The sequence below is a fragment of the Sinorhizobium sp. KGO-5 genome (assembly GCF_036245905.1).
GTDB classification, from domain to species: domain Bacteria; phylum Pseudomonadota; class Alphaproteobacteria; order Rhizobiales; family Rhizobiaceae; genus Sinorhizobium; species Sinorhizobium meliloti_A.
Genome location: NZ_BDIZ01000004.1, coordinates 292718 through 318126, shown reverse-complemented (window position 1 = coordinate 318126; position 25409 = coordinate 292718). Strand labels below are relative to the sequence as shown.

At 63.4% G+C, this 25409-nt stretch carries 29 protein-coding genes; 15 read left to right on the top strand and 14 right to left on the bottom strand.

Translation table 11 applies throughout. The annotated features are described in order from the left end of the window. Positions 1-126: 126 nt before the first annotated feature. Positions 127-1632 carry a sensor histidine kinase gene (locus BHD07_RS19890; RefSeq protein WP_338282778.1) on the top strand — a complete coding sequence of 502 codons (1506 nt, stop codon included), beginning with the start codon at positions 127-129 and terminating at the stop codon, positions 1630-1632. A gap of 70 nt (positions 1633-1702) precedes the next feature. Here the strand turns inward: BHD07_RS19890 and BHD07_RS19885 are convergent, their stop codons facing one another. The 7 genes from BHD07_RS19885 to hemP form a co-directional block, all read right to left on the bottom strand. After that, complete coding sequence (locus BHD07_RS19885; protein WP_100671881.1) at positions 1703-2134, bottom strand: hypothetical protein; 432 nt, start codon at positions 2132-2134, stop codon at positions 1703-1705. Between the two features lie 47 nt (positions 2135-2181). Then, positions 2182-2544 carry a DUF883 family protein gene (locus tag BHD07_RS19880; protein ID WP_324762161.1) on the bottom strand — a complete coding sequence of 121 codons (363 nt, stop codon included), beginning with the start codon at positions 2542-2544 and terminating at the stop codon, positions 2182-2184. Positions 2545-2760: 216 nt separating this feature from the next. Then, on the bottom strand, positions 2761-3552 hold the full coding sequence (locus BHD07_RS19875) for a heme ABC transporter ATP-binding protein (RefSeq protein WP_100671988.1): 792 nt from the start codon (positions 3550-3552) through the stop codon (positions 2761-2763). Positions 3553-3560: 8 nt separating this feature from the next. Beyond that, the gene (locus tag BHD07_RS19870; protein WP_198516698.1) at positions 3561-4679 is read right to left on the bottom strand and encodes a FecCD family ABC transporter permease; all 1119 of its coding nucleotides are present in this window, start codon (positions 4677-4679) and stop codon (positions 3561-3563) included. Beyond that, a complete protein-coding gene (locus tag BHD07_RS19865; protein ID WP_100671987.1) occupies positions 4666-5616 on the bottom strand; it encodes a heme/hemin ABC transporter substrate-binding protein in 951 nt (316 codons plus the stop codon). The genes BHD07_RS19870 and BHD07_RS19865 overlap by 14 nt, the downstream gene beginning before the upstream one ends. A gap of 56 nt (positions 5617-5672) precedes the next feature. Beyond that, positions 5673-6734 carry a hemin-degrading factor gene (locus tag BHD07_RS19860; protein ID WP_237674187.1) on the bottom strand — a complete coding sequence of 354 codons (1062 nt, stop codon included), beginning with the start codon at positions 6732-6734 and terminating at the stop codon, positions 5673-5675. 10 nt (positions 6735-6744) lie between these two features. Continuing rightward, positions 6745-6927, bottom strand: a complete 183-nt coding sequence (hemP, locus tag BHD07_RS19855; RefSeq protein WP_100671877.1) for a hemin uptake protein HemP — start codon at positions 6925-6927, stop codon at positions 6745-6747. 187 nt (positions 6928-7114) lie between these two features. On the opposite strand from hemP, the gene BHD07_RS19850 reads away from it, so the two are divergent. From BHD07_RS19850 to BHD07_RS19830, 5 genes are all read left to right on the top strand, one after another. Next, complete coding sequence (locus BHD07_RS19850) at positions 7115-7543, top strand: hypothetical protein (RefSeq protein ID WP_100671876.1); 429 nt, start codon at positions 7115-7117, stop codon at positions 7541-7543. Positions 7544-7583: 40 nt separating this feature from the next. Next, positions 7584-8510: an energy transducer TonB family protein gene (locus tag BHD07_RS19845; RefSeq protein ID WP_100671875.1), complete on the top strand. Its 927-nt coding sequence runs from the start codon at positions 7584-7586 to the stop codon at positions 8508-8510. A 206-nt stretch (positions 8511-8716) separates the two neighbouring features. Then, positions 8717-9130, top strand: a complete 414-nt coding sequence (locus tag BHD07_RS19840; RefSeq protein ID WP_275597515.1) for a DUF2325 domain-containing protein — start codon at positions 8717-8719, stop codon at positions 9128-9130. Positions 9131-9179: 49 nt separating this feature from the next. Next, on the top strand, positions 9180-9446 hold the full coding sequence (locus BHD07_RS19835) for a hypothetical protein (RefSeq protein WP_100671873.1): 267 nt from the start codon (positions 9180-9182) through the stop codon (positions 9444-9446). A gap of 169 nt (positions 9447-9615) precedes the next feature. After that, positions 9616-9930 carry an antibiotic biosynthesis monooxygenase family protein gene (locus BHD07_RS19830; protein ID WP_100671872.1) on the top strand — a complete coding sequence of 105 codons (315 nt, stop codon included), beginning with the start codon at positions 9616-9618 and terminating at the stop codon, positions 9928-9930. A gap of 35 nt (positions 9931-9965) precedes the next feature. On the opposite strand, the gene BHD07_RS19825 is transcribed toward BHD07_RS19830, so the two are convergent. Together BHD07_RS19825 and BHD07_RS19820 are read right to left on the bottom strand one after the other, a co-directional pair. Continuing rightward, positions 9966-10328 (bottom strand): DUF423 domain-containing protein, encoded by a 363-nt coding sequence (locus BHD07_RS19825; RefSeq protein ID WP_018095708.1) that lies wholly within the window; start codon positions 10326-10328, stop codon positions 9966-9968. Positions 10329-10333: 5 nt separating this feature from the next. Then, positions 10334-10726, bottom strand: a complete 393-nt coding sequence (locus BHD07_RS19820; RefSeq protein WP_100671871.1) for a globin domain-containing protein — start codon at positions 10724-10726, stop codon at positions 10334-10336. A gap of 174 nt (positions 10727-10900) precedes the next feature. On the opposite strand from BHD07_RS19820, the gene BHD07_RS19815 reads away from it, so the two are divergent. The 8 genes from BHD07_RS19815 to BHD07_RS19780 all read left to right on the top strand — a co-directional run bounded on the left by BHD07_RS19815 (position 10901) and on the right by BHD07_RS19780 (position 18373). Then, entirely contained in the window at positions 10901-11455 is a 555-nt protein-coding gene (locus tag BHD07_RS19815; protein ID WP_018095706.1) for a TetR/AcrR family transcriptional regulator, read from the top strand. A 46-nt stretch (positions 11456-11501) separates the two neighbouring features. After that, a complete protein-coding gene (locus BHD07_RS19810; RefSeq protein ID WP_100671870.1) occupies positions 11502-11843 on the top strand; it encodes a DMT family transporter in 342 nt (113 codons plus the stop codon). 178 nt (positions 11844-12021) lie between these two features. Further along, a complete protein-coding gene (locus tag BHD07_RS19805) occupies positions 12022-13077 on the top strand; it encodes a dipeptidase (RefSeq protein WP_100671869.1) in 1056 nt (351 codons plus the stop codon). 47 nt (positions 13078-13124) lie between these two features. Further along, positions 13125-14765, top strand: a complete 1641-nt coding sequence (locus BHD07_RS19800; RefSeq protein ID WP_338282764.1) for an ABC transporter substrate-binding protein — start codon at positions 13125-13127, stop codon at positions 14763-14765. A 23-nt stretch (positions 14766-14788) separates the two neighbouring features. After that, positions 14789-15850, top strand: a complete 1062-nt coding sequence (locus BHD07_RS19795) for an ABC transporter permease (RefSeq protein ID WP_033047285.1) — start codon at positions 14789-14791, stop codon at positions 15848-15850. Beyond that, positions 15847-16779: an ABC transporter permease gene (locus BHD07_RS19790; protein WP_100671867.1), complete on the top strand. Its 933-nt coding sequence runs from the start codon at positions 15847-15849 to the stop codon at positions 16777-16779. Before BHD07_RS19795 ends, BHD07_RS19790 begins: the two co-directional genes overlap by 4 nt. Next, positions 16776-17609, top strand: a complete 834-nt coding sequence (locus tag BHD07_RS19785) for an ABC transporter ATP-binding protein (RefSeq protein WP_100671866.1) — start codon at positions 16776-16778, stop codon at positions 17607-17609. The genes BHD07_RS19790 and BHD07_RS19785 overlap by 4 nt, the downstream gene beginning before the upstream one ends. Beyond that, positions 17606-18373: an ABC transporter ATP-binding protein gene (locus tag BHD07_RS19780; RefSeq protein WP_100671865.1), complete on the top strand. Its 768-nt coding sequence runs from the start codon at positions 17606-17608 to the stop codon at positions 18371-18373. The genes BHD07_RS19785 and BHD07_RS19780 overlap by 4 nt, the downstream gene beginning before the upstream one ends. A 53-nt stretch (positions 18374-18426) precedes the next feature. On the opposite strand, the gene BHD07_RS19775 is transcribed toward BHD07_RS19780, so the two are convergent. Then, positions 18427-19344: a sugar kinase gene (locus BHD07_RS19775; RefSeq protein ID WP_100671864.1), complete on the bottom strand. Its 918-nt coding sequence runs from the start codon at positions 19342-19344 to the stop codon at positions 18427-18429. 133 nt (positions 19345-19477) lie between these two features. Here BHD07_RS19775 and bglA point away from each other — a divergent pair, with 133 nt between their 5' ends. Next, the gene (bglA, locus tag BHD07_RS19770) at positions 19478-21121 is read left to right on the top strand and encodes a beta-galactosidase BglA (protein ID WP_100671863.1); all 1644 of its coding nucleotides are present in this window, start codon (positions 19478-19480) and stop codon (positions 21119-21121) included. Positions 21122-21166: 45 nt separating this feature from the next. Here bglA and ade read toward each other — a convergent pair whose 3' ends face one another. From ade to BHD07_RS19750, 4 genes are all read right to left on the bottom strand, one after another. Beyond that, positions 21167-22864 (bottom strand): adenine deaminase, encoded by a 1698-nt coding sequence (gene ade, locus BHD07_RS19765; protein WP_338282758.1) that lies wholly within the window; start codon positions 22862-22864, stop codon positions 21167-21169. An 86-nt stretch (positions 22865-22950) separates the two neighbouring features. After that, on the bottom strand, positions 22951-24279 hold the full coding sequence (locus BHD07_RS19760) for an aspartate aminotransferase family protein (RefSeq protein ID WP_018095695.1): 1329 nt from the start codon (positions 24277-24279) through the stop codon (positions 22951-22953). A gap of 89 nt (positions 24280-24368) precedes the next feature. Next, the gene (locus BHD07_RS19755) at positions 24369-24902 is read right to left on the bottom strand and encodes an ATP-binding protein (protein WP_100671861.1); all 534 of its coding nucleotides are present in this window, start codon (positions 24900-24902) and stop codon (positions 24369-24371) included. 142 nt (positions 24903-25044) lie between these two features. After that, a complete protein-coding gene (locus BHD07_RS19750; RefSeq protein ID WP_020487479.1) occupies positions 25045-25389 on the bottom strand; it encodes an ArsR/SmtB family transcription factor in 345 nt (114 codons plus the stop codon). Positions 25390-25409: the final 20 nt, after the last annotated feature.

Below are 25409 nucleotides of genomic sequence, written 5' to 3'. Positions count from 1 at the left end.
AGGGAGCGTGGTCGCCATATTGCTCCAATTTGCTGTATGTTTTCCTCCCTAGACCGGCTCCGGTCGAAGGCAACATTCAGCGGAGCTGAAATTCAGGTGCCTGCGCGAGTTTGGAGTTCAGGCCGAATGCGTGAAAAGACAGAGGCGATGCTTCCAGCGGTAGCGCAGGTGCTCGACGCGCCGGAGCGGCTCGGGGTCCTTCAGGCCGCCGTGCCGGACATGTCGATTCCCGACGAGGATTTCGACGGGCTGGCGCGGCTTGCCGCGAGCCTTTTCGACGCGCCTATCGCTCTCGTCAGCCTGGTCGACCGCGAGTGGCAATGGTTCAAGGCGTGCATAGGCACGGCTGAAACGCGGTCGCACGTTCGCGAGTCCTTCTGCGTCCATACGATTGCGGCAGGCGACGGCGGCCCCTTCCTCGTGCTTGATGCCTCCCGTCATCCGGCGTTCCGCCACCGCCGGGCGGTCGCCAGCCCGCCATTCCTGCGCTTTTATGCGGGCGCGCCGATTATTCTGGACGGTCAGGCGATCGGAACCGTCGCGGTTCTCGATGTCGAGCCCCGGTCCGAGGTCTCGGCCAAACGGCAAAGCGAGCTGCAGCGCATCGCAGGTGTCGCCGCCTCACTGTTCAAGCTCAAGGACGAGACGCGCCGGCGTGCGCTCAAGGAGGCCGCGCTTTCCCGCGAGGAGCAGCGGCTCGCCATGGCGCTCGACGCCGCCAATGTCGGCAGCTGGCTCTGGGACATTCGCGCCGGCACGGTCTCCGGCAATGGCGCGATGATGCGCATGTTCGGTCTTCCGCCGGAGCGCACCGTCGGCGCCAAGGCGATCTTTTCCGCCATTCATCCCGAGGATCGCATCCCGACCTTCTCGAAGCTCCGTCAGGCGATGGCTGCCAACGAGGAATATGACGGCATGTTTCGCATCGGCACGAACGGGCGATGGCTTCTGGGCCGCGGCCGCGTGCACGACCGCGACAGCAAGGGCGCGCCCCTGAGCTTTCTCGGCATGACGATCGACGTCTCGGACCAGCAGGCGTCGGTGAACCGCACGCGGCTGTTGCTGAAAGAGCTGAACCATCGGGTCAAGAACACGCTTGCAATGCTCCAGTCGCTCGCCCGCCAGACGCTCCGGCAAACGAGTGACCCGGCCGAGTTCATGACCGCCTTTGCCGGCCGCCTTCAGGCGATTTCCGAGGCGCACGGGCTCCTTTCCGACTACGAATGGGGCACGATCCACCTGTCCGAACTGATTTCGAAACAGTTGCTGCCCTATGTCAGCGATTATTCCCAACAGGTCGAGCTGCACAAGGACGAGATCCTGCTGGGTCCCGACCAGGCCGTTGGGCTTGGACTGGTGCTGCACGAATTGGCGACCAATGCGGTAAAATACGGCGCGCTCTCTGTTCCGACGGGGAAAATCGTGCTGACGGCGCGCCGCGTGGTCGAGGACGGCGAGACCGTCCTGCATCTGACCTGGACCGAAGTGGGCGGACCGCCTATTCGCGAGCCGCGTCGCCGCGGTTTCGGCTCGATCCTGATCGAGCGCAGCCTGGACAAGATCATCGGGAGCTCGGTGAAGGTGGAATATCTGCCTGCGGGGGTCACGGCATTGATCCGACTGCCGCTTTGAGTGCAGTCTGAGGGACCGCGCCTCGGCGCACGGAAAAGGCCCCGCCGGCGCCTTTTCCGTGCGATATCAACTATCGATCGTCGCTGCGTTTGCGGCCCCGGCTCAGTCCGAGCAGCGCCGCAACGGCAATCCCGGTCGCGGCCCCCAGAAGCGGCTGTTTGCGCAGGATGCTTGTGACCGCAACGAGCGCAAGATTCGTCCGCATCGCCGAGCGGCGACGGCGTTCGTCGGCAAGCCGGCGGTCGCGGGCGTTCAGCCCGGCCATGACGCCGATGACCACCAGCGCGGTCACGATCAGGGCGGCGGTGACCGTCAGCGCTGCGGCGACCGGCGAATAGCGCGCCGAGAGAAGCAGGGCGATTGCTATCAGGGCGAAGACGTAGGCGCTGCCGAGAAGCACGGCGATGATGGCCCAGAGGACCACATTGCGCTTATAGCGCGACGCCGCAGCGGCGGCGTCGAACGCAAGCAGGGCCGACAGGACAGTTCCGAGTGTCCCCATAAGGTAGCTCCCCTTCATACTCGGTCAACGCGACGCCTGACAGGTCCTCATCGACGCAGCAAAGCGGCTGCGATGAGGCCGATAACGGCTGCGGTGCCGAGCGTCGCAAGAGGATGCTCGCGTATCGTTCGACGAACCTCCCTTTCCGTATCCGCATAGCGGCCGCGCAAGTCGGAAAGCATCTGCTCGCCGCTCTCCAACAAGGCGTGCAGATCGGTTTCGGCCTGGTCACGGGCGCCGCGCGCCTTGGCCTTTGCATCACGCGAAGCCGCAGCCCCGCGGTCGGCAATCAGCGTCATGAGCTGCGCGATGTCTTCGCGTATTTCGTTGAGCTGATCCTCCATCGACGGGTCGATCGCGCTACCGTTGCGCTTGCGGCTGCCCGAGCCCGAGAACATGCCTGTCGCCATTGTCTTTTCCCTCGCTGCTGTGCCGGCGCGAAAACGGCCGGCATGTGGTCGGTTCATGCGAATCGGCCGGCGAAGGCACGCTTCCCGGCTCTTTGTGCGCCCGATAGGACACGCGGCACTCCAAGCGGGGCGCGGTCTACACGCCGGCATTGTAGATCAACGCATGAGGGAGGAATTTGTTTCGGTAATCCTGACGTTGCCGCTGTGAGCCCGGCTTCACATCGTGGCGGACTGCGGCAATACGAACGGGATATCCTGTGCCGGAGCGACGCTCACCCGCATTCGGCAGCCGAAGACCGCTTCCATGGTCTCGTCGGTCAGCACGTCTTTCGGCGCTCCGCGCGCCCGGATGCGGCCGGCTTTCATCATCACGATCTGATCGGCAAACATCGATGTAAGGTTGAGATCGTGCATGACTGCGACGACACCGCCGCCGTCGGCACAGAATTGGCGCGCAAGCCGCATGATCGTGAGCTGGTGGCGGATGTCGAGGCTCGATACCGGCTCATCGAGCAGGAGATAGCGCGGTTCGCCGTCTGCGACCGGCGCCGAGATCTGGCAGAGGACGCGTGCGAGCTGGACCCGCTGCTGTTCGCCGCCCGAAAGTTCCTGGTAGAAGCGGCCGGAGAAGCCGGCGAGATCGACGGCCTCCAGAGCTTCATCGGCTGTCCGGTCGCCGGCGGCCGATTTGCCGGTTCCGTTTGCCTCGAGGCCGAGGCGAACGATTTCCCTGACGGTGAAGGGAAAGGAGATGACCGTCGATTGCGGCAACACGCCGCGCTTCAGTGCGAGCTCCCATGGTTTCAGGCTTGCGATGTCGCGACCGTTGATGGTGACCTTACCGGCCGAAGGCGTGAGCTCGCCCGAGATCGCCTTCAAGGTCGTGGTCTTGCCCGATCCGTTCGGGCCGACGATTGCAGTCATCGCACCGGGAGCGGCGTCGAGGGAGATGCCGTGCAGCACCTGTCTTCCGGCAAGGCGGACGGAAATGTCGGATGCTCTGATCATGTTCGCAATCAAAGTCCCAAGTTCGACCGGCCCCTGAGCAGGACCCAGAGAAAGAAGGGCGCACCAACGAAGGCGGTGATGATGCCGATCGGCAGTTCGGCCGGCGACACGATGGTGCGGGCCAGCATGTCGGCGAAGATCAGCAGCGTGCCGCCAAGGAGGGCGGAGGCGGGCAGCAGGTAGCGGTGATCCGGGCCTATGATCAGCCGCAGGAGATGCGGAACGACGATGCCGACGAATCCGATGCCGCCGCTGACGGCCACCGACGCGCCGGTGGCGCCGGCGACGCTGAAGATAGCGATGTTTTTCAACCGCTGAACCGGGACGCCCATGTGATAGGCGGCGGCTTCGCCGAGCGTGATGGCGTTGAGCCCGCGCGCCAGGAAGGGGACGACTGCAAGTGACAGGAGGATGATCGGTCCGGCGGCGGCGATCTTGGTCCAGTTGGCGCCGGCGAGCGATCCGAGGCCCCAGAAAGTGAGATCGCGAAGTTGTTTGTCGTCCGCGATGAAGACGAGTACGCCCGTCACTGCACCGGCAAGCGCGCCCAGCGCAATGCCCGCCAGCAGCATCGTCGCGACCGAGGTCTGGCCGCCGCGGGTAGCGATCCGGTAGAGCAGCAGCGTGGTGGCGAGGCCGCCGAGAAAGGCGCCGAAGGGGAGGGCATAGAAGCCGAAGACCGCGAACAGCGGGCCAAAGGCAACGTCACCGAGCACGATCAGCAGCACCGCGCCGAGGCTTGCGCCGGAGGAAACTCCGACAAGGCCGGGATCGGCCAACGGATTGCGGAAGAGGCCCTGCATCACGACGCCGGAAACGGCAAGCGACGCGCCGACGAGCATGCCGAGCACGGCACGCGGCAGACGGATATCGAGGATGATGATTCGGTCGCGGGCGCTCATGGCCTGATCGGCCTCGCCGAAAAACCACCGAAGGATATTGCCGAGCGAAGCGTCGGCCGCGCCGGTGGTGATGGAGGTCATGAACGTCACGGCCGCCAGTATCGCTAGAACGAGGATCAGGCCACGCGCCAGGCCCGCCCGGTCTCCGTTGCGCCAGTCGCGGACGATCCGGGCGGCAAGTGCCGGCCTGCGCATCGTGCCTTCCATGGCCTCACTGCGAGGCATTGGTCTTCTTTCCGTAAATTGCGGCGTTGAGTTCGCGGATAGCGCTTGCCGTGCGAGGACCGAAGCCGAGCAGATGCAGCCCGTCCATGCGGATCAGCGCCTTGGTCTTTGCCGCCGGGGTGAGGCTGAGGGCCGGAAGCGCGAAGAGTTCGTCGGGGCCTGCAGCATGGTTATCGCCGCGGTTCATCATCAGGACCACATCGGGCTTGGCCTCGATGATCGCCTCCTCCGTCAATGCCTTGTAACCGGGCGAGGTGCCGACGGCGTTGACCGCGCCGGCAAGCTCGATGATGCCGGCGGCGGCGGTGCCGGTACCGGAGGCGAGGATTCTGCCGCCCTGGGTGCTCAGAACGAAGAGGACACGCTTGCGCTCGGCTTGCGGGCGAGCGGCACTGTCGGCCACGGCGGCGGCGAGATCTCTCTCCACGGATTGCGCGAGCGTTTCGGCCTTTTCCTTCACGCCGAGGAAAGCTCCGACCGCGCGGATCTTGTTGACGATGCCGTCCTTGTCATAGGTCTCGGGGATGCTGGTGAAGGGAATGTTCGCCTCTTGGAGCACGGCGAGCGTTTCCGGCGGGCCGCTGCCCTCGACGGCCACGATTGCCGTCGGGTTGACGGCAAGAACGCCTTCGGGCGCCAATCGCCGCATGTAGCCGACATCCGGCAGCTTGGTCGCCCCCTCCGGGTAAATGCTGGTGGAATCGCGGCCGACGAGGCGGTTCTCCTCGCCGAGCGCATAGATGATTTCGGTGATCGCGCCGCCCACCGAGACGACGCGGGAGGTGTCCGGCTGCTCGAGCACCTCGGCCATCGCCGGGCGCAGGAACGGAGGAGTTCCCGGCGCAAGCAGGGGCAGAACGAAAGGCGCCGACAGCGCGAAGGCCGCGAGGGCCATTTCCCAACGCCGAAGACGGCGGATACCGAAGCCGTTCATCATCACTTCCTTTGATCTGTGCGTGTCGTCCCAAATCGCCGCCCGGTTGGGCGGCGCCATCAGGCCGCGACGACGGCTTCCAGGCGGGGCAGCGCCTCGACCAGGCTGCGCCATTCGGCCCTCTCCGAGGAACCTTCCTTCCGCTTTCCGAAAAACTGGATGATCATCTCGCCCTTGGCGTCGAGCGCTTCGAGGGAGGTCACGTGTCCGTCGGCGGTCGGCTTACGCACGGCCCAGAGTTCGGCGATGTGATCGGTGCGCAGATGCAGATGGAAGGTTTCGTCCATCACGTTCAGCCACGGCCCCATGGTACCGATCTTGACGACCGGACCGGAATGAATCTGGATGACGCCGCGGTTGCCGACGAAGCACATGATCGGCAGGGCCGTCTCTGCAGCATTGCGCATCATCATCTCGATGCAGGCCGTGTCGAGCCGCCAGGCAAAGTCGTCGCCGATCGCGTGCAGCGCCCGGCGCCGTCCGATATTGAGCTTGCGCAACATGCCGGGGAACTGATGCGTGTCCGTGAGCTTCGACCAGCGGTCGCGCAGCTCCGCCGTATCGACTGCAGCATCGGCCGAATCGTCGTCCGTGGGCGCGCCGGGATCGGCGATGAAGTCCTGCGACTGATCGTCCAGGCGAAGGTCTTCGACGATCGTCTCATAGGCGGCCAGGTTCGAGAGAGGACGCAGGTGAACCTTGTGGACGGCATTGCCCCACTTGTCGAAGAACTGCAGGCTGCGGCGAACCTCCCCTGTCGCATCCGTCTTGGTCACGGCGAAACCATGTGCCCAGGCGCCGGGAAAGATACGCAGGTCGATTTCGGGACCAAGCACCAGAGCCGCGCCGTGCCCTTGCTTGATGTTCTCGTAGACGCCGACCTTTTCGTGGACGGCGCTTTCGTTGCGGGTAAGCGCAAGGACTTCGCCTAGCTCCTCGACGCGCTCGAGGAAGCGGCTGGCGCTGCAGTCGATCCGGACGGCGGTGAGGCCGCATTCGGCAGCGACGAGCGCTGCCTCGGAAATGCCGAGCTTCGCGGCGATGTCGCGTTCGCGCAGCTTCGGATTCTCGGTGCGATAGGCCCGGATATCGGATGGGGTGGGGTGAGCGCTCTCAGTCATCGTCATCTCGCTACTTGTTCAAAATCAGCTTGCCCTGGCGGGTGATCTTCATCCGGTAGATCGCCCCGTCGTGGGAAATGAGAATCTCGTTGTGGCCGCGGAATAGGTCGTGGCTCTCCACGATCGGTTGCGGCCGGTTAAGCGGCGTCCCGGTCTGCGGGGATCGTGGATTATCGTTGTCGTTCGGTGTCACGGTTTTGCCGGTTCGCGAGTAGGAGACGAGACGAGTGCGTCATCCATTGATCCCGCCCATTCCAGTTAGTATCTTGACTTCACTACTCATATTTCATTAAGGACGCAATACCGGAATGTTGCGGTCAAGTTAAAAGGAACGCGTGCGGGAACCGAAAGGACCGCCGCGGACAGCGAGTGGTGCCAGGATGACTTATTTTTCCCGTTTTGCCTTTGCGGCCTTTGCAGCTCTCTTCACGGCAGGGGCAGCCGGAGCGCAGGATGCTGCCGCGCCAGCCGGCCTTTCGATCGAGCTCAACGAGATCGCGTCGTCGGAAAAGGGATGCAAGTTGACCTTCGTCGCCAGTAGCGCGCTCGCTCTTTCGAAGGTCTCGTTCGAATTCGTGCTCTTCGATCAGAAAGGTCTGGTCGAGCGCATGGCCGTGCTCGATTTCAGGGATCTTCCCGCGGGCAAGACGAAAGTCAGGCAATTCGATCTGCCGGGTACGAAGTGCGAGGCGGTGAAAAGCCTGCTGATCAACGATGCGCCGACCTGCGTCGGCGAAGGCATCGACAAGGGTGCATGTATGACGGGCCTGAAGACCGGCTCGAAATCGGCCGTGGAGCTCAAGGGCTGAGGTTCGCGTTCGCGAAATTGCCGGCGGAAGGCAAGACAGAATGAAACACATGGTGAAATGGGCGGCGGCGATCGGCCTTTCCCTGCTGGCGCACGCCGGCGGGGCGATGTTGCTTGCTCCTGATGAGGAAAAGGAGCTGGCGCTCATCGCCGGCGGCTCCACCGTGGAAGTGTCGCTGATGGGCAACGCCTTCGAAGATGCCGTTCAGGCGGGAGACCCATCCGAAGTGGTGGAGCCGACGGAAGAGACGCCCGAGGAACTGAAGCCGACCGAGATCGAACCGACGGAAGAGGTGGTCGAAGCCGTAGAGCCGGTGCCGACCGAACCTGTTGCCCAGGAGCCGTCCGAGATGACGCCGACGGAGGCGGACGTCATACTTCCCGCGGAAGAAATGCCGGCGAGCCAGGTCGAAGAAGCAGACGTGATCGCAAGCATCGCTCCGGCCGAGACCGTCATTCCGCAGGAGAGACCGGACCCTGAGGAAGTCTTGAAGCCCGAGGTCGAGAAGGTCGAGCCGAAGAAGGAGCCGGCGAAGAAAAAGAAGGTCGTCCGAAAAAAGGCAGGTGAGGGCGGCGCCCAGGCGAAATCGCAGAAAAAGGGCAAGACCGACGGCGTGGAGAATGCCACGGCGGCTGCCGCCACCGGAGAAAGCCGCGGTGCATCGCGGGAAATCGGCAATGCCGCGGTGTCGAACTATCCCGGCAAGGTCAGAAGAAAGCTGACCCGCGCTATTCGCTACCCGGCCGAGGCCAGACGGCAGGGGCTGCGCGGTGTTGCCCATGTCAGCTTTACCGTAACTTCCGGTGGTGGGGTGGCAAGGGTCGGCATAACGAAAAGCGCCGGTTCACCCGTCCTCGATCAGGCGGCGTTGGAAACCGTGCGCCGGGCGGCACCTTTCCCGGCCATTCCCGCCGGTGCGGGCCGCGACAGATGGGAATTCAACATACCGGTGTCCTTCACCCGGTGAATTCAGGCTGTGGAATCTGCTTCCGCGAGCGAGGAAAATGTCGCGAAGGCGAGCATCGAATATATGATAAAAACACTCATGTTTATACTTTACTCCTGCTATCAAGTTTTATAGGTTGCCTCCGTCACGCAACCGATCGGTGTGTGCGAAATCTGATTGGCGATGGGTCGCAGGGCCGGCGTCGCGGAGCAAGACGGAGACGACGGATGGGTGGCAAGCGGCACCAGAATGCAGGCAAGGGCGGCAAAGGCAGGGCAAAGGATGCGCAGAGCGAGCCGCAATCCAATGCCGGAAAGGCGACGCTCGAGGGCCGCAGCTTCCTCTATGTCGGCGGACGCGACTGCCAGGTTGCACATCTGCGCCAGATCGCCAGTTCCTACGGCGCGGAACTCATCCACCATGACGGCGGTTTACGGGAGGCGGTATCGCGCATCGATCGCGTCCTGCCCTCGGTCGACTGCGTCTTCTGCCCGATCGACTGCATCAGCCACGATGCGTGTCTTCGCGTGAAGACCGGCTGCAAGAAGTGGGGCAAGGCCTTCGTGCCGTTGCGCAACGGCTCGAAGTCGAGTCTCGAGCGAGCGCTTCAGGATCTGACCGGAAACGGCAGCGAGAACTGAATCTTTTACGAGCGGTCAGACGAGATTCGCCGGCCGCATGGAGCTTCCAATGCATGACGAACGTCCCGATCAGATGACGATGATCGGTCTCCACAAACTCGCTTCGCAATTCGGTGACGGACTGGTTCCCGAGCTCTACGAGCTTCTCACGCGCCGAGCACGGATGCTCGAGGAAAACGAAAACGTGACCGAGTTTCCGACCTGGCAAGCGCGCCCGCCGGCGAGGGATCCTCTCGGCCTTGCGCCGCCGAGCGGGGGAGCTGTCCTGCCGTTTCCGTCAACGATCGCGCAGCCCGTCTCGCAAAAGAAGGCCTAGATCGCTTCCAGGAAACGTGTGTAACCGCTTCCGTCCGGAAGTGCGTTGGACCAAGGGTTAGGGCATTCCAGTGTTTCCATGAAACATTGGGATGCGCTAATAGTTGAGGCGCGGGATGCGGGCGAAAAACCGCACACACTTTCCTCATCCCGCTACAGGAGAGCTAGCCATGTTTTTCGCCATGAACCGTTTCCGTGTCGCAGCCGGCCAGGAGGAGGCCTTCGAGGCGGTCTGGAAGGCGCGGGACTCTTCTCTCTCGGAGATGCCGGGTTTCATCGAATTCCATCTGCTGCGCGGCGACAGCGTGCCGGAGGAAGGCTACACGCCTTTTATTTCGAAATCGGCCTGGGAGACCAAGGACGCCTTCATCGCCTGGACCAAGTCCGATAATTTCCGGGCGGCGCACCGAAGCGCCGGCGAAAACAAGGCAATGTATCTCGGTCCCCCGAAGTTCGAGGGCTTTACCGTCGTCGAGGGTGCCTGATCTTCAGCGCGCTCGCCGCGATCAGACGGTCCTCCTCACGCTTCCGGGCGCAGGAATGCCCCGATCGCGACGGCAAGCCAGCCGGCCATCATCGTCAGGCCCCCGAGCGGCGCCGACATTGGGAAGAGGCCGTGGCCCGAGAAATGGCGCATGGTGAGGTCTCCGGCAAAGAGTGCCGTGCCTGCCGCCAGCAGCAAGGCGGCGAGGGCGGCGGTGCGGAAGTGCGCCCATCCGGCATGAAGCGCGACGAGCGCCGGTGCGTGGGCGAGGCACATGGCCGATGCGCCGCCGAGAAGACGCGGATCGCCATGCGAAGCGGCGGCGGCACTCGCGACGCCGAAGAGGCCCATGAGGCCGGCTACGAAAAGCATGGTCGAGCGCAGTCCGCTGTTCGGCATCCTGGCTATTCCTTGTTCTGCATATGATGGGCGAGCCGGGTGATCGGCTCCAGAATGATCTCCCTCAGCTTCGGGTGGGAGACGGTTTCTTCGAGTGCGCGGGTGAAGCAGAAAAGCCATTCGTCGCGCTCGACAGGCCCGATCCCGGCAATGAAGTGCCGGCGACGCAGCATGGGGTGGCCGCGTTTCTGCACATAGATCGGCGGTCCACCGAGCCAGCCGGTCAGATATTCGTAGAACTTTTCCTCGCTGCCGGTCAGATCCGGCGGGTGGATGGCGCGGCAGTTCGCCGCCTCGGGCAGGCTGTCCATCAGTTCGTAGAAGCGCCGCGTCAGGGCGCGCACGGTGGCGTCGCCACCGATCGCCTCGTAAAGCGTCGTCGTTTGCGGTTCCGTCATGGTCACGTTCCTCGCCGGGATTGGTACAGCGCGCGACCCGGGCGGGCAATGCCTTGCCATTCCTTCGCTTGCGGCTTTTCGGCGCGGCAGTGATCGTCGTCTGCCTTCCGCGCGACAATCATCGCCCCGAGGAAAGCCACTTGACAAACCGTCCAGACGGTATGTTTATGAGCTATGACAAACGCGCCTTCAAGAAAGAAGCAGCCGCAACGCGTCCGCCGGCAATTGCTGGAGGTCGCGGGACGCCTGTCGCTGGAGCAGGGCATCGCCGCGGTGACCCTCGACGCCGTATCGCAGGCGGCGGGTGTCAGCAAAGGCGGGCTGTTGCACCATTTCCCGAACAAGCTGGCTCTGCTCGACGCCCTCTTCGATGACCTCGTCGTGCGTTTCGACAGCGCCCTCGACGAAGCGATGGCCGGAGATGACGTCGAGAAGGGACGCTTTACGCGTGCCTATCTCGGCGTCTGTTTCGCGCTCGATGCGGAGGCGCAAGGCTGGCAGATGCTCACCATTGCGCTCCTGGCCGAGCCGCACCTCAAGGAGCGTTGGCGCGAATGGGTGGCGCGCCGGTCCGCGCAATTCGCCGCGACGGACAGTTCGCCAAATTGCCTGCTCGCCCGCTTCGCCGCCGATGGCGTCTGGCTGTCGGATCTGATGCGCAGCCACGACATCGAAGCGTCGACCAGGGCGATCCTGCTTCAGAAACTCAACGCGCTTTCGCTGGAATAGAGGGCAGACCCGTGCCGCTTTCCCATACTTCGATCGGAGACGTTCCGTGAATCCCGCCACGCTCTACACCGTTCTGGTGATCGCCATCGTCTTCGAAGTGCTCGGCACGTCCGCCATGCAGGCGGCGCAGCACTTCACGCGGCTGACGCCCACCGTGCTCATGATTCTGTGCTACGCGGTCGCCTTCTTCTTCCTCTCCTATGCGCTCCGCTACATCCCGGTCGGCATCGCCTATGCGCTCTGGAGTGGCCTCGGCATCGTGCTGATCTCGATCGCCGGCTACGTGGTTTTCGGTCAGAAGCTCGATCTGCCGGCCATTCTCGGGCTGGGGCTCATCATCGCCGGCGTGCTGGTACTCAACCTCTTCTCGAAATCCACGTTCCATTGATCGCGGGGACGATCGAGGCCGGCTTCCTGCAAGTTTTCGCTACAGCCTATCCACTGAAATTCCCTGATATTCATTGAAATGCGCAATCCGTTTCAATAGCATCGCCTTTCGTCTCCGTCCGGACGCGAGGTGGCGATGTCCCATCCGATCCCCCTGATATAACGAAGGAAATTTGGGAATGCAGGCGGTTTTCGACGGCCATAACGATGTGCTTTTGCGCCTTTGGCAACATGCACGCGGCGGTGCCGACCCGGTGGCCGAGTTTTCGGAAGGCACCGATAAGGGCCACATCGATGCGGCGCGCGCCAAGGCAGGCGGTCTCGCAGGCGGCCTCTGTGCGATTTACGTCCCGTCCGGCGATCTGGTGCTCAAGACGCCGGATGAGAATGGCCATTACGCGACGCCCATGGCGGCGCCGCTCGACCACTTGCCGTCGCTCGCGACCGCCATGGAGCTCGCAGACATCGCGTTCAAGCTCGACCGTGCCGGCGCCTGGCGGCTTTGCCGTTCGGTTGAAGAGATACGCGCGGCAATGGCCGACGAGGTGTTTGCTGCCGTCCTGCATATGGAGGGCTGCGAGGCGATCGGGCCCGACCTCGCGGCGCTGGAGACCTTCCACGCCGCCGGACTTCGCTCGCTCGGCCCCGTATGGAGCCGCCATAACGTGTTCGGTCATGGCGTTCCCTTCGCCTACCCGATGTCGCCCGATACGGGGGCCGGCCTTACCGAAGCCGGCTTCGAACTCGTGCGCGCCTGCAACCGGCTCGGCATTCTGATCGACCTCGCGCACATCACGGAAAAGGGTTTCTGGGACGTGGCCAAGACGACCGACCAGCCGCTCGTCGCCAGCCATTCCAATGTTCATGCGCTGACGCCGGTCGCCCGTAACCTGACCGACCGGCAGCTCGACGCCATCCGCGAGAGCCGCGGCATCGTCGGCCTCAACTATGCGACGACGATGCTGCGCCCCGATGGGCAGGAGAACGCCGCGACGCCGCTTTCCGACATGGTCCGCCACGTCGACTATCTGGTCGAACGTATCGGTATCGATTGCGTGGCGCTCGGATCGGACTTCGACGGCGCGACCATCCCCGAGGAAATCGCCGACGCGGCGGGAAATCAGAAGCTCGTTGCCGCGCTGGAAGACGCCGGATATGGTGACGCCGACCTGGCGAAAATATGCCGGGAGAACTGGCTGAGAGTTCTGGGTCAGGCGTGGCACAAGCCTGCCTGATCATCATGAAGAAAAGCCCGAGAAGGGTTAAAAGAGGGAAGCGCGATATGATGCACAAGCTCAACGGACGTTTTCGAGTTCTTGCCGCCTCGGCGGCACTCGCCATGGCAATGGGTGCGGCCCAGCCGTCCTTCGCGGAAACGCCGAAGGATACGCTGGTCGAGGGCTTCGCGTTCGACGACATCATCACCATGGATCCGGGCGAAGCTTTCGAGCTGTCGACCGCCGAGATGACCAGCAACACCTACAGCCTGCTCGTCCGGCTCGATCTCAACGACACGTCCAAGGTCATCGGCGACCTCGCCGAAAGCTGGACGGTCTCCGATGACGGCCTGACCTATACGTTCAAGCTCAAGTCCGGCATGAAATTCGCCTCCGGCAATCCGATCACCGCCGAGGACGTCGCCTATTCGTTCGAACGCGCCGTCAAGCTCGACAAGAGCCCGGCCTTCATTCTTACGCAGTTCGGCCTCACCGGCGACAACGTCACGGAAAAGGCGAAGGCCGCCGACGCCGAGACCTTCGTCTTCACGGTCGACCAACCCTACGCGCCGAGCTTCGTGCTCAACTGTCTCACGGCGACCGTCGCCTCCGTCGTGGACAAGAAGCTCGTGCTCGAGCACGTGAAATCCGTTACGCCGAGCGACGAATACAAATACGACAACGACTTCGGCAATGAATGGCTGAAGACCGGTTACGCCGGATCCGGTCCGTTCAAGCTGCGCGAATGGCGCGCAAACGAGGTCGTGGTTCTGGAGCGCAACGAAAACTTCTACGGCGAACCGGCGAAACTCGCCCGCGTCATCTACCGTCACATGAAGGAAAGCTCCGGCCAGCGGCTGGCGCTCGAAGCCGGCGACATCGACGTGGCGCGAAACCTCGAGCCGGGCGACTACGAGGCGGTCGGCAAGAATGCCGATCTGGCGATGGCGAGCGCGCCGAAGGGCACGGTCTACTACATCAGTCTCAACCAGAAGAACGAGACGCTGGCAAAACCCGAGGTGCAGCAGGCCTTCAAGTATCTGGTCGACTATGACGCGATCGGCTCGACGCTGATCAAGGGCATAGGCGAGATTCACCAGAGCTTCCTGCCGAAGGGCGTGCTTGGTGCTCTCAACGAGAACCCCTACACGTTCGACGTTGCCAAGGCGAAGGAACTGCTGGCGAAGGCGGGTTATCCCGACGGCTTCACGGTCACGATGGATGTGCGCAACACCCAGCCGGTGACCGGCATTGCCGAATCTTTCCAGCAGACGCTGGCCGAGGCGGGCGTGAAGCTCGAAATCATTCCCGGTGACGGCAAGCAGACGCTGACCAAGTACCGCGCCCGCAACCACGATATGTATATCGGTCAGTGGGGCATGGATTATTTCGATCCGCACTCCAATGCCGATACCTTCACCAACAATCCGGACAATTCCGACGAAGGCACGAACAAGACGCTCGCCTGGCGCAACGCCTGGGACGTTCCGGAACTCAGCAAGAAGACCAAGGACGCGCTCCTCGAACGCAACAGCGCCAAGCGCGCCGATATCTACAAGGAGCTGCAGAAGACGGTTCTCGAGAATAGTCCTTTCATCCTGATCTTTCAGCAGACGGAGGTCGCCGGCCTCCGTGGCAACGTCGAGGGCTTCAAGCTCGGACCGAGCTTCGACACCAACTACGTCTGGAACGTATCCAAGGAATAGTCGAAAGGACCGTTCCCTTGAGCATGAGCGGAATTGAACCCATGAGCGGGCGCCGGCGCGCCCGTTCCCGGAAGGCGTTTGTCGCGGTACTGCAGTTTCTCGTCGTCGTGGCAACCACCTATCTCGGCCTTCTCGCCGTCACCTTCTTCATCGGCCGCGTCATCCCGATCGATCCGGTGCTCGCCGTTCTCGGCGATCGGGCGCCGAATCACGTCGTGGAACGCACGCGCGAGGCGATGGGGCTCAACCTGCCGCTTTACCAGCAGTTCTTCATCTATTGCCGGCAAGCATTCACCGGCGACTTCGGGACCTCGGTGCTGACCACCAATCCGGTCATGGCGGATATCCGCCGCGTCTTTCCGGCCACCATGGAACTCGCGACGCTCGGAACCCTGATCGGCGCATTCATCGGCGTGCCGCTGGGCGTTCTCGCCGCCGTCAAGCGCGGCAGCATCGCCGACCAGGTTGTTCGCGTCATCGGCCTCGTCGGCTATTCCGTGCCGATCTTCTGGCTGGCATTGCTCGCGCTGCTCGTCTTCTATGCGCGGCTGCAATGGGTCGCCTATCCCGGCCGCATCGATATCGTCTACGAATACAGCTTCACGCCGGCCACCGGTTTCTACCTCCTGGACTCGGCCTGGCAGGGCCAATGGGACGTTTTCCGCGACGTCTTCCGGCACATCATCCTGCCGGCTTCGCTGCTCGGCTATTTCTCGCTCGCCTATATCAGCCGCATGACCCGCAGCTTCATGCTGAACGAGCTGCAGCAGGAATATATCGTTGCGGCGCGAGCCAAGGGCCTTTCGGAGGCGCGGATCATATGGACGCACGCGCTGCGCAATGCGGCGGTTCCACTGGTGACGGTGATCGCGCTCTCCTATGCCGGCCTGCTCGAAGGGTCGGTCCTGACGGAGACCGTATTCGCCTGGCCGGGGCTCGGCCTCTACATCACCAATTCACTGCAGAATGCCGACATGAATGCCGTTCTCGGCGGCACGATCATCATCGGATCGGTCTTCATCGCCATCAATCTCCTGTCCGATCTTCTCTACCGCACGCTTGACCCGAGGACGCGCGCCCGATGAGCCTTGCCACCGAAACACGCCCGATGACGCGCCGCGAGTGGCTGCTTTCAGATCGCCCGCAGTCGCGAACCCAGGCTCGGCTCGGCCGCGCCTATATGACCTGGCGGCGCTTCTCCGCCAACCGGCTTGCGGTGCTCGGCCTTTGCATTCTGCTGGCGCTCGTATTCGTTGCGATCTTCGCCGATGCGCTCGCGCCTCACTCTCCGGTCATCGGAAACCTTGCCGGCGCGCGGCTTCTGCCGCCCGGCAGCGAAGGCTACCTGCTCGGCACGGACGACCAGGGCCGCGATATTCTCTCCCGGCTGATACACGGTTCGCGGCTGACGCTCCTCGTCGTCCTTCTCGTCGCAGTCATCGCGGCACCGGTCGGCCTGATCGTCGGCGCCGTCGCCGGCTATGCCGGCGGATGGGTCGACGCGGTCCTCATGCGCATCACCGACATCTTCCTCGCCTTTCCGAAGCTCGTGCTCGCGCTCGCCTTCGTCGCGGCGCTCGGCCCGGGGATCGAAAATGCGGTGATCGCGATCGCCATCACCTCCTGGCCGCCCTATGCGCGCATCGCCCGCGCCGAAACGCTGACGGTGCGCAATTCCGATTACATCGCCGCTGTGCGGCTGATGGGCGCGTCGCCTCTGCGCATCGTCTTCCGCCATGTCATGCCCATGTGCATGTCGTCGCTGATCGTCCGCGTTACGCTCGACATGGCCGGCATCATCCTGACGGCCGCTGGCCTCGGCTTCCTCGGCCTCGGCGCGCAACCGCCGCTGCCGGAATGGGGCGCCATGATCGCCTCCGGCCGGCGCTTCATCCTCGACCAGTGGTGGGTGGCGACCATGCCCGGCATCGCCATCCTGATCGTCAGCCTCGGCTTCAACCTGCTCGGTGACGGGCTGCGCGATGCGCTCGATCCTCGGGAGAGCGGCCAATGAGCGCGCTTCTGACAGTCGAGGACCTCCGGGTCCGGTTCCCGACGCGCACCGGGGTTGTCGAGGCCGTTCGCGGGGTTTCCTTTACCCTCGGGCGCGAGCGCCTCGGCATCGTCGGCGAAAGCGGCTCCGGCAAGTCGCAGACGGGCCGTGCCATCATGGGGCTGACGCCGCCGCACGCGGAAGTGACGGCGAAACGGCTTGCCTTCGAAGGGATCGATCTTCTTTCGGCCTCCCCAAAACTCCGGCGGGACCTGCGTGGCAAGCGCATCGCCATGATCCTGCAGGATCCGAAGTATTCGCTGAACCCGGTGATGAGCATTGGACGGCAGATCGTCGAGACCTTGCGGCGGCATGAGAAGGTCGGCCGCGCGGAAGCGCGGGAGAGGGCGCTCGACATGCTCGCAGCCGTGCAGATACGCGATGCTTCCCGCGTCTTCGACCTTTATCCGCACGAGGTCTCGGGCGGCATGGGACAACGGGCGATGATCGCGATGATGCTGGTTGCCGGGCCGGAGCTCCTGATCGCGGACGAGCCGACCTCGGCGCTCGACGTGACGGTTCAGCTCGAAGTCCTCGCGATCCTCGACAAGCTGGTGGCGGAACGCGGCATGGGGCTGATCTTCGTCTCGCACGACCTGCGCCTCGTCTCCTCCTTCTGCGACCGCGTTCTGGTGATGTATGCGGGCAGGATCGTCGAGGAGATCGCCGCTTCGGAACTCGGCAATGCCAAACATCCCTATACACGAGGTCTCCTGAACTGCATGCCGGTGATCGGGTCGGATCGCCATCCATTGCCGGTGCTCGACCGCAAACCGGAGTGGGCGCTATGACCGAGGCCGTATCCGTCGAAAATCTGAGCGTCGTCTTCGACGAGTTCAAGGCGCTCGATGCCGTCCGCGTGGATGTCGCGAAGGGCGAGTCCTTCGGCCTCGTCGGCGAATCCGGCTCGGGCAAGTCCACCCTGCTGCGCGCCGTCGCCGGCCTCACCGCGGCAAGTGAAGGAACGATCCGGGTTTCAGGCCGCGAGGTTCGTGGCACGCGTCGTGACAAGGCCTTTTATCGGGCGGTGCAAATGGTGTTCCAGGATCCTTACGGTTCGCTGCATCCGCGCCAGACGGTCGACCGGCAGCTGATGGAGCCTCTGGCGATCCACGGCATCGGCGACGGCGAGCGCCGCATCCTGAAGGCCCTGGACGAGGTGGGCCTCGGATCCGGTTTCCGCTTCCGCTATCCGCACCAGCTCTCCGGTGGCCAGCGCCAGCGCGTCGCGATCGCACGCGCCCTCATCTTGGAACCCTCGATCCTGCTCCTCGACGAGCCGACCTCGGCGCTCGACGCGTCCGTGCAGGCCGAAGTGCTGAACCTCCTCGAAGAGGTGCGGCGGGACCGCGGCCTGACCTTCATCATGGTGAGCCACGATCTCGGCGTCGTCACCCATATGTGCGAACGGCTGGCGGTGATGCAGAACGGCCGCGTTGTGGAGCGGCTGACCTCGGCAGACCTGGTCGCCGGCCGCATTGCGGAGGAATATACGCGCAATCTCATGGTCGCGAGCAAGGGGTTCCGGCGGGAAGCGGTGGCACGAAGCGTGTAGGGTACCCCTCCGCCCGGCAGGGGGGCTGCTGCCACCTTCACCCGGATCGCGCTTTAACCCCGCGGCAGCTTGTCCCGTCCGATCAGCGCGCCATGGTGACCGATCACGGCGGCCGCAACACGGGCGGCGAAGACCGCGGCATCGGCCGGACTGTCGCCGCTGGCAAGACGGGCGAGGAAGGAGCCGTTGAAGCTGTCGCCGGCGCTGGTCGTATCGACGACGGCGGAAACCTGCGACGCGGGAACGTGAACCCGGTCTTCACCCGTAAAATCGAGCGTGACGCCGTTTTCACCATCCTTGACCACAACGTTTTCGGCGCCGAGTTCCCGATAGCGCTCGATCGTCGCTTCCACGGATGCATCGCCGAAATGCGTGGCCTCGTCGTCGAAGCTCGGCATCACCATCGTTGCGGCCCGCGCACCGGCTTCGATCGTCGCGCGCATCCGTGCGGCGTCGTCCCAAAGGCGTGGCCGGATGTTCGGATCGAAGACGACCTGCCGCCCGCCCGCCTTTGCCCGCCGAAGCTCGGCAAGCAATGTTTCTGCCGCCTCCGGCGACAGGATCGCCAGGGTGATTCCCGAGAAGAACACCACATTCGCCGCCTCGATCGCCGTCCGGAGCCGATCGGGATCGTCCGCGAGCAGTTTCGCAGCGGAAGTCCAGCGCCAGTAGGAAAAGCTGCGCTCGCCATTCTTGAGGTGGATCATATAGAGGCCGGGCGTTCGCCCTTCGATCCTGCGGATGTGCGCCGCGCCGACGCCGGTGCTCTCGATGAAGGCCAGCAGCTCGTCCGAAACCGTGTCGGTTCCGACGGCCGTGAAATAATCGACCGTCCAGTCCGCCGGCAGGAAGAGCCGGGCGTAATAGGCGGTATTGAAGGTGTCGCCGGCATAGCCCTTGCGCAGCATGTCGCCTTCCGCCTGCATGAGCTCCACCATGCATTCGCCGATCGAAAGCAGTTTGCCCGTCATTCAGTCCTCCCTTTCCGCTGATCCGAATTAAGCGCATGTCACTGCGCGAGCAAGCGAATGTTGACGGCGGCGTTTACTCGAAGAAGCGGTGAAGATAAATCTGGGTTGCTGAACCAACCATGGAGAGCTGCGCATGCCGGCGGCATCTGGATCGAACGAAAACTGGTGGCGCGGAGCGGTGATCTATCAGGTCTATCCGCGCTCCTTCCAGGATACGGACGGCGACGGAATGGGCGACCTTCGCGGTGTCACCCGGCGGCTTCCCCATATCGCCTCGCTCGGGGTCGACGCCATCTGGCTTTCGCCCTTCTTCACGTCGCCCCAGGCCGACATGGGCTATGACGTTTCGGATTATTGCGACGTCGATCCCATGTTCGGCACGCTCGCAGATTTCGACGAGATGCTGGCGGAGGCCCATCGGCTGGGGCTCAAGGTGATCATCGACCAGGTGATCTCGCATACATCCGACCGGCACCCCTGGTTCGTCGAAAGCCGCTCGAGCCGGAGCAATGCCATGGCGGATTGGTATGTGTGGGCCGACCCGAAGCCGGACGGAACGGCGCCGAACAACTGGCTTTCGATCTTCGGCGGTCCGGGCTGGGAATGGGACGGGGTGCGCCGGCAATATTACCTGCATAACTTCCTGTCTTCGCAGCCGGACCTCAACTTCCACAACCCGGAGGTTCAGGAGGCGGTGCTCGCGACGGTCCGCTTCTGGCTCGATCGCGGGGTCGACGGTTTCAGGCTCGATACGGCGAATTTCTATTTCCACGACAAGCTTCTGCGGGACAATCCGCCGCTGGTGCCGGATCCGGATGCAACGAGCCGCGATGCTCCGGAGGTCAATCCCTACGGCATGCAGGACCACCTCTATGACAAGACGCAGCCGGAAAACCTCGGTTTCCTGCGCCGGTTTCGAGCGCTGCTCGATGAATATGGCGGCCGTGCGACGGTGGGGGAGGTCGGCGACGGGTCACGCTCGCTGCAGACGGTTGCCGCCTATACGAGCGGCGGCGACAAGCTGCACATGTGCTATACCTTCGACCTGCTCGGGCCGGAATTCACCGCGCGCCACTTCCGCCGCTGCGTCGAGAATTTCCAGTCTACGGTGACGGACGGCTGGGTCTGCTGGGCCTTCTCCAATCACGACGTCATGCGTCATGTCAGCCGCTTCGCGCCGCGCGAGGCCGACCGGCAGCGCGTGGCGAAGCTTGCGATCTCGCTGCTTGCCAGCCTTCGAGGCACCATCTGCCTTTATCAGGGAGAGGAGCTCGGCCTGCCGGAGGCGGAGCTTGCCTTCGAAGAATTGCGCGACCCATACGGTATCCGCTTCTGGCCGGCCTTCGCCGGACGCGACGGGTGCCGGACCCCGATGGTCTGGGAACGAGAGCTGACGAATGCCGGCTTTTCCGAGGGGGCTCCCTGGTTGCCGGTGCGCGACGGGCACCGAAGGCTGGCGGTGGATGCACAGGAGGGCGTCGAAGGATCGGTGCTCGAGCATTATCGCCAGACCCTTGCGTTCCGTCGGGCGCAGTCCGCGCTGGTCGACGCAGACATGACCTTCCTGGGCACCAACCAGGACCTTCTGGTCTTCACCAGAGAAAAGGAAGGCGAGCGGCTGCTGTTCGTCTTCAACCTGACCCAGGAGCCGCAGACGTTTCACCTTCCGACGACGCTCGTCGCCGAGCCGCATCCCATGCCCGGTTTTGCACCGGTTTTCGCTGATAATGCGATCAGTCTCGCCGCGCTCGACGTTTTCTGCGGAAGGTTGCGCTAGTGGAGTCGAGGTGCGGCTGCGTCAGCGAATGCCGCGCCTCGACCCTCACCCGATCAGCATGAACCTGTCCACATCGACAAGCCCGCGGTCGGAAATCTTCAAATGCGGGATCACCGGCAGCGGCAGGAAGGCGAGTTGCAGGAAGGGCTCTTCCAGCGTGGCGCCCAGCGCAAAGGCGGCCTGACGCAGATGGTGTAGCGTATCGCGCACGCGCTCGTGCGGTTCTAGGCTCATCAGGCCGGCGACGGGCAGGGCGATCTCGCCGGTGACCTTGCCGTCCTCGACGACGACGAAGCCGCCTTTGATCTCGCCGAGCCGGTTGGCGGCGACAGCCATGTCCTCCTCGCTCACGCCGACGACACAGATATTGTGGCTGTCGTGGCCGACCGTGGAGGCGATCGCGCCCTTTTTCAGGCCGAAGCCCTGGACGAAGCCATTGGCATGATTGCCATTGACCCCGTGGCGCTCGATCACGGCGACCTTGATGATGTCGCGGTCGAGATCGACGCCGGTCCGGTTGCCTTCGGCGGGCAGGCGATATCGGCGGTGTTCGGTGATGATCTTGCCGGGCAGAACGCCGAGCACCGAAGTCTCGCCTTCATTGTAGGGGAGGCCGAAGTCCGCAGCCTTGACCTCGCGTGCCTTGACGCTGTCGAGCCCCACCGGCTCGACCGGCTTGCGCCCGGCGAAGAGAGCATCCGTAACGCGCCGGCCGGCGGAGAGGACGAGTTCGGCCTTGCAATTTTCCAGGCTGTCGACGACGACGAGGTCGGCGCGCCAGCCAGGTGCCACGAGGCCGCGATCGCGCAGGCCGAAGGCGCGCGCGGCGGAAATCGAAGCGGCACGATAGATGGCGAGCGGCTCGACGCCGGCGGCGATAGCCGTGCGGATCATGTGGTCGAGATGGCCCTGCTCGGCGATATCGAGCGGGTTGCGGTCGTCGGTGCAGAGGGCCAGATAGGGCGACAGCCGCTCGGTGAGAATCGGCATGAGGGCCTGCAGGTCCTTGGAAACGGAACCTTCGCGAACGAGGATGTGCATGCCCTTGCGTATCTTTTCGAGCGCTTCCTCCGCGCTCGTGCATTCGTGATCGGTGCGGATCCCTGTGGCGAGATAGCCGTTCAGTTCCTTGCCGCGGAGAAGGGGGGCATGGCCGTCGATATGACCGTCTTGGAAGGCATCGAGCTTGGCGAGGCAAACCGGATCCTTGTTGACCACACCGGGAAAGTTCATGAACTCGGCAAGGCCGATCACCTTCGGGTGGTGGCGGAAGGGCGTGAGGCGCTCGACCGGCAGGTCGGCACCGGACGTTTCCAGGTGGGTCGCCGGCACGCAGGAGGAGAGCTGGACGCGGATGTCCATGATCGTCTCTGTCGCCGAATCCAGGAAATATTGTATGCCTTCGGTGCCGAGCACATTGGCGATCTCGTGCGGATCGCAGATAACAGTGGTGATGCCGAGCGGCAGCACGCAGCGGTCGAATTCGTGCGGGGTGACGAGCGACGATTCGATGTGGAGATGCGTGTCGATGAAGCCGGGAACGACGATGCGGCCGGTAACGTCGATCTCCTCACGGCCCTGATAGTCGCCGCAGGTGCCGACGATCCGCTCGCCCGAAACGGCGATGTCGGAGGCGACCAGCTCGCCGGTGACCAGATCGAAGAACCGCCCGCCCTTGAGCACGATGTCCGCCGGCTCGCGGCCGACGCCCTGATCGATGAGACGCTCCAGCGCTTCGGACATGCGTGCACCTCGTCTTGATATTGATTTCATGACAATAACCCTCTCCCCGTATCCGGGGAAAGGATTTTGCCTTTGGCAGGAATGCCTCAGATATTGTTCTTCAGAACGTCGCGCAGCTTGTCGAAAAGCTCGTCGATCTGTTGCTTTTCGATGATCAGCGGCGGCGACAATGCGATGATGTCGCCCGTAGTGCGGATCAGCAGACCTTTCTCGTAAGCCTTGAGGAAGGCGGAGAAGGCGCGCTTTGTCGGCTCGCCGGCGATCGGCTCGAGTTCGACCGCGCCGATCAGCCCGATATTGCGGATGTCGATGACATGCGGGCAGTCCTTCAGCGAGTGCAGCGCCTCCTCCCAGTAGGGGGCAAGTTCGGCGGCGCGCGTCAGCAGCCCTTCTTCCTTGTAGGTATCCAGCGTTCCAAGCGCCGCGGCCGAGGCGATCGGATTGCCCGAATAGGTGTAGCCGTGGAAGAACTCGATCAGGTGTTCCGGCCCGGTCATGAAGGCGTCGTGGATTTCCGATGTCACGAAGACCGCGCCCATCGGAATGACGCCGTTGGTAAGCCCCTTGGCCGTGGTGATGATGTCCGGCTTCACGTCGAAATATTGAGCGGCAAAGGGCGTGCCGAGGCGGCCGTAGCCGGTGATGACCTCGTCGAAGATCAACAGGATGCCGTGCTTGGTGCAGATTTCGCGCAGCTTCTGGAGATAGCCCTTCGGCGGGATGAGAACACCGGTCGAGCCGGCGACGGGCTCGACGATGACTGCGGCGACCGTCGAGGCGTCATGCAGGGTGACGATGCGCTCGAGTTCGGCCGCGAGGTCGGCGCCGTGCTCGGGCTCGCCGCGGGTAAAGGCGTTCTTAGCAGGCAGATGCGTGTGCGGAAGGTGATCGACGCCCGTCAGCAGCGTGCCGAACATCTTTCGGTTGGCGACGATGCCGCCGACCGAAATACCGCCGAAATTGACGCCGTGATAGCCGCGCTCGCGGCCGATGAGGCGGAAGCGCGAGCCATTGCCCTTGGCGCGGTGGTAGGCGAGAGCCACCTTCAAGGCGGTATCGACCGATTCCGATCCTGAGTTGGTGTAGAGGACGTGGTTCATGCCCTCGGGCGCGATGTCGACCAGCCGGTTTGCGAGCTCGAAGGCTTTCGGATGGCCGAGCTGGAAGGCCGGCGCGTAGTCGAGTTCGCCCGCCTGTTCGCGAATCGCCTCGGTGATCTTCGGACGACAGTGACCTGCATTGACGCACCAGAGCCCTGCAGTTCCATCGAGAACCGTCCGCCCGTCATGGGTGGTGTAGTACATGTCCTTGGCGCCGACGAACAGCCGCGGTTCCTTCTTGAACTGCCGGTTGGCCGTGAAGGGCATCCAGAAGGCTCTGAGGTCGTTGGGCGTGGTGTTCAGGCGGTTGGACATGTCTTTCCTCCTCGTCGAGTCCCGGCAATCTGGATTTGCCGGGGCGGATTCTTTACCCGTTGGTCAAACTATCAGCCCGCCGATGGGCGTCAAGCCAAGCGAAACGATCCGCTTTCCACTGCCTGGATCACGGCACTCAGCGTGTCCTCCCGAGTGTGTCCTTCGGTCGGGAGAACATGCCGCTCGAGGGGGCCGAGCGATGAGAGCTGCTGATGAAGCGCCGCGATGGGCACGGGGTCTGTCAATGTGTCCCCGCCGCGCTGTTGGCAGCGCCGGATGGCGACATCGAGCGGCGGACGCAGAACGACGTAGTGGAGCGGTGCCGTGATTTTCCTGAATGGTTCCAGGAACCACGGTCCGACGATCCCGTCCACAATGACGAAATAGCCGCCATGTGCGTAGGTTGCGGCCACTTTCGTCAACACGTCAACAACGACGGCGTTTTGTTCGTGAGCTTCGGGCAGATAGGGCGGTATCGCCCCGTTTTTGATGAAGTGCCAGAAGTCGTCGCAGTGAAGATGGACCTTCGATGATCCTGGCTCTGCCGCGAGCGCCTGCGCTGTCGTGGTCTTTCCGGAGCCGGGTGGCCCGGTGAGAATGAGAATTTCGCTTTCAAGGTTCATGGCACGATCATGTAGCACGATGCTGCGGGACAGTCTGCGGCAGGACCGAGAAGGCCTGCTCGCCCGCCAAAAATGAAGCCCCGCGATCGGATCGGCGGGGCTTGATGAGGCGTGCTGTTCGGTTGACGGACGTGCTGGGAGGTTACGCCGATTTGCGAACGAGAGGCTTTTCGTCCACGGCATCGGTGTCTTCGCCGTAGATGTCGGATAGTGCGCCCAGAATCTTCAACACGGCGCCGGACGAGCTCGAATAGTAGATCGTCTGTGCGTCACGACGGGTGCTGACCAGATTCTGCGCACGAAGCTTCGAGAGGTGCTGAGAAAGAGCCGATTGGCTCAGCCCGACCTTATGGGCCAGGGCGCCAACCGCCATTTCCTCCTTGACGAGAGAGTCGAGGATGAGCAGGCGTTTCGGATTTGCCATGGCCGAAAGGAAACCGGCTGCTATTTCGGCGTCCTCGTGTTTTTCAGGCGGAAGAGGCTGCATCGTGTGCTCCATGCGAGAAT

What these genes read in the sequence shown, in the direction of transcription:
- ade (WP_338282758.1), bottom strand. Translation starts at nt 22,864, where the DNA reads ATGTCCGAAGCGCTGGAGCGTCTCATCGATCAGGGCGTCGGCCGCGAG.
- bglA (WP_100671863.1), top strand. Translation starts at nt 19,478, where the DNA reads ATGCCGGCGGCATCTGGATCGAACGAAAACTGGTGGCGCGGAGCGGTG.
- BHD07_RS19885 (WP_100671881.1), bottom strand. Translation starts at nt 2,134, where the DNA reads ATGGGGACACTCGGAACTGTCCTGTCGGCCCTGCTTGCGTTCGACGCC.
- BHD07_RS19835 (WP_100671873.1), top strand. Translation starts at nt 9,180, where the DNA reads ATGCATGACGAACGTCCCGATCAGATGACGATGATCGGTCTCCACAAA.
- BHD07_RS19860 (WP_237674187.1), bottom strand. Translation starts at nt 6,734, where the DNA reads ATGACTGAGAGCGCTCACCCCACCCCATCCGATATCCGGGCCTATCGC.
- BHD07_RS19840 (WP_275597515.1), top strand. Translation starts at nt 8,717, where the DNA reads ATGGGTGGCAAGCGGCACCAGAATGCAGGCAAGGGCGGCAAAGGCAGG.
- BHD07_RS19790 (WP_100671867.1), top strand. Translation starts at nt 15,847, where the DNA reads ATGAGCCTTGCCACCGAAACACGCCCGATGACGCGCCGCGAGTGGCTG.
- BHD07_RS19830 (WP_100671872.1), top strand. Translation starts at nt 9,616, where the DNA reads ATGTTTTTCGCCATGAACCGTTTCCGTGTCGCAGCCGGCCAGGAGGAG.
- BHD07_RS19845 (WP_100671875.1), top strand. Translation starts at nt 7,584, where the DNA reads ATGAAACACATGGTGAAATGGGCGGCGGCGATCGGCCTTTCCCTGCTG.
- BHD07_RS19800 (WP_338282764.1), top strand. Translation starts at nt 13,125, where the DNA reads ATGATGCACAAGCTCAACGGACGTTTTCGAGTTCTTGCCGCCTCGGCG.
- BHD07_RS19750 (WP_020487479.1), bottom strand. Translation starts at nt 25,389, where the DNA reads ATGCAGCCTCTTCCGCCTGAAAAACACGAGGACGCCGAAATAGCAGCC.
- BHD07_RS19775 (WP_100671864.1), bottom strand. Translation starts at nt 19,344, where the DNA reads ATGACGGGCAAACTGCTTTCGATCGGCGAATGCATGGTGGAGCTCATG.
- BHD07_RS19795 (WP_033047285.1), top strand. Translation starts at nt 14,789, where the DNA reads ATGAGCGGAATTGAACCCATGAGCGGGCGCCGGCGCGCCCGTTCCCGG.
- BHD07_RS19880 (WP_324762161.1), bottom strand. Translation starts at nt 2,544, where the DNA reads ATGGCGACAGGCATGTTCTCGGGCTCGGGCAGCCGCAAGCGCAACGGT.
- BHD07_RS19805 (WP_100671869.1), top strand. Translation starts at nt 12,022, where the DNA reads ATGCAGGCGGTTTTCGACGGCCATAACGATGTGCTTTTGCGCCTTTGG.
- BHD07_RS19820 (WP_100671871.1), bottom strand. Translation starts at nt 10,726, where the DNA reads ATGACGGAACCGCAAACGACGACGCTTTACGAGGCGATCGGTGGCGAC.
- BHD07_RS19815 (WP_018095706.1), top strand. Translation starts at nt 10,901, where the DNA reads ATGACAAACGCGCCTTCAAGAAAGAAGCAGCCGCAACGCGTCCGCCGG.
- BHD07_RS19870 (WP_198516698.1), bottom strand. Translation starts at nt 4,679, where the DNA reads ATGCCTCGCAGTGAGGCCATGGAAGGCACGATGCGCAGGCCGGCACTT.
- BHD07_RS19760 (WP_018095695.1), bottom strand. Translation starts at nt 24,279, where the DNA reads ATGTCCAACCGCCTGAACACCACGCCCAACGACCTCAGAGCCTTCTGG.
- BHD07_RS19785 (WP_100671866.1), top strand. Translation starts at nt 16,776, where the DNA reads ATGAGCGCGCTTCTGACAGTCGAGGACCTCCGGGTCCGGTTCCCGACG.
- BHD07_RS19780 (WP_100671865.1), top strand. Translation starts at nt 17,606, where the DNA reads ATGACCGAGGCCGTATCCGTCGAAAATCTGAGCGTCGTCTTCGACGAG.
- BHD07_RS19755 (WP_100671861.1), bottom strand. Translation starts at nt 24,902, where the DNA reads ATGAACCTTGAAAGCGAAATTCTCATTCTCACCGGGCCACCCGGCTCC.
- BHD07_RS19850 (WP_100671876.1), top strand. Translation starts at nt 7,115, where the DNA reads ATGACTTATTTTTCCCGTTTTGCCTTTGCGGCCTTTGCAGCTCTCTTC.
- BHD07_RS19875 (WP_100671988.1), bottom strand. Translation starts at nt 3,552, where the DNA reads ATGATCAGAGCATCCGACATTTCCGTCCGCCTTGCCGGAAGACAGGTG.
- BHD07_RS19825 (WP_018095708.1), bottom strand. Translation starts at nt 10,328, where the DNA reads ATGCCGAACAGCGGACTGCGCTCGACCATGCTTTTCGTAGCCGGCCTC.
- BHD07_RS19865 (WP_100671987.1), bottom strand. Translation starts at nt 5,616, where the DNA reads ATGATGAACGGCTTCGGTATCCGCCGTCTTCGGCGTTGGGAAATGGCC.
- BHD07_RS19890 (WP_338282778.1), top strand. Translation starts at nt 127, where the DNA reads ATGCGTGAAAAGACAGAGGCGATGCTTCCAGCGGTAGCGCAGGTGCTC.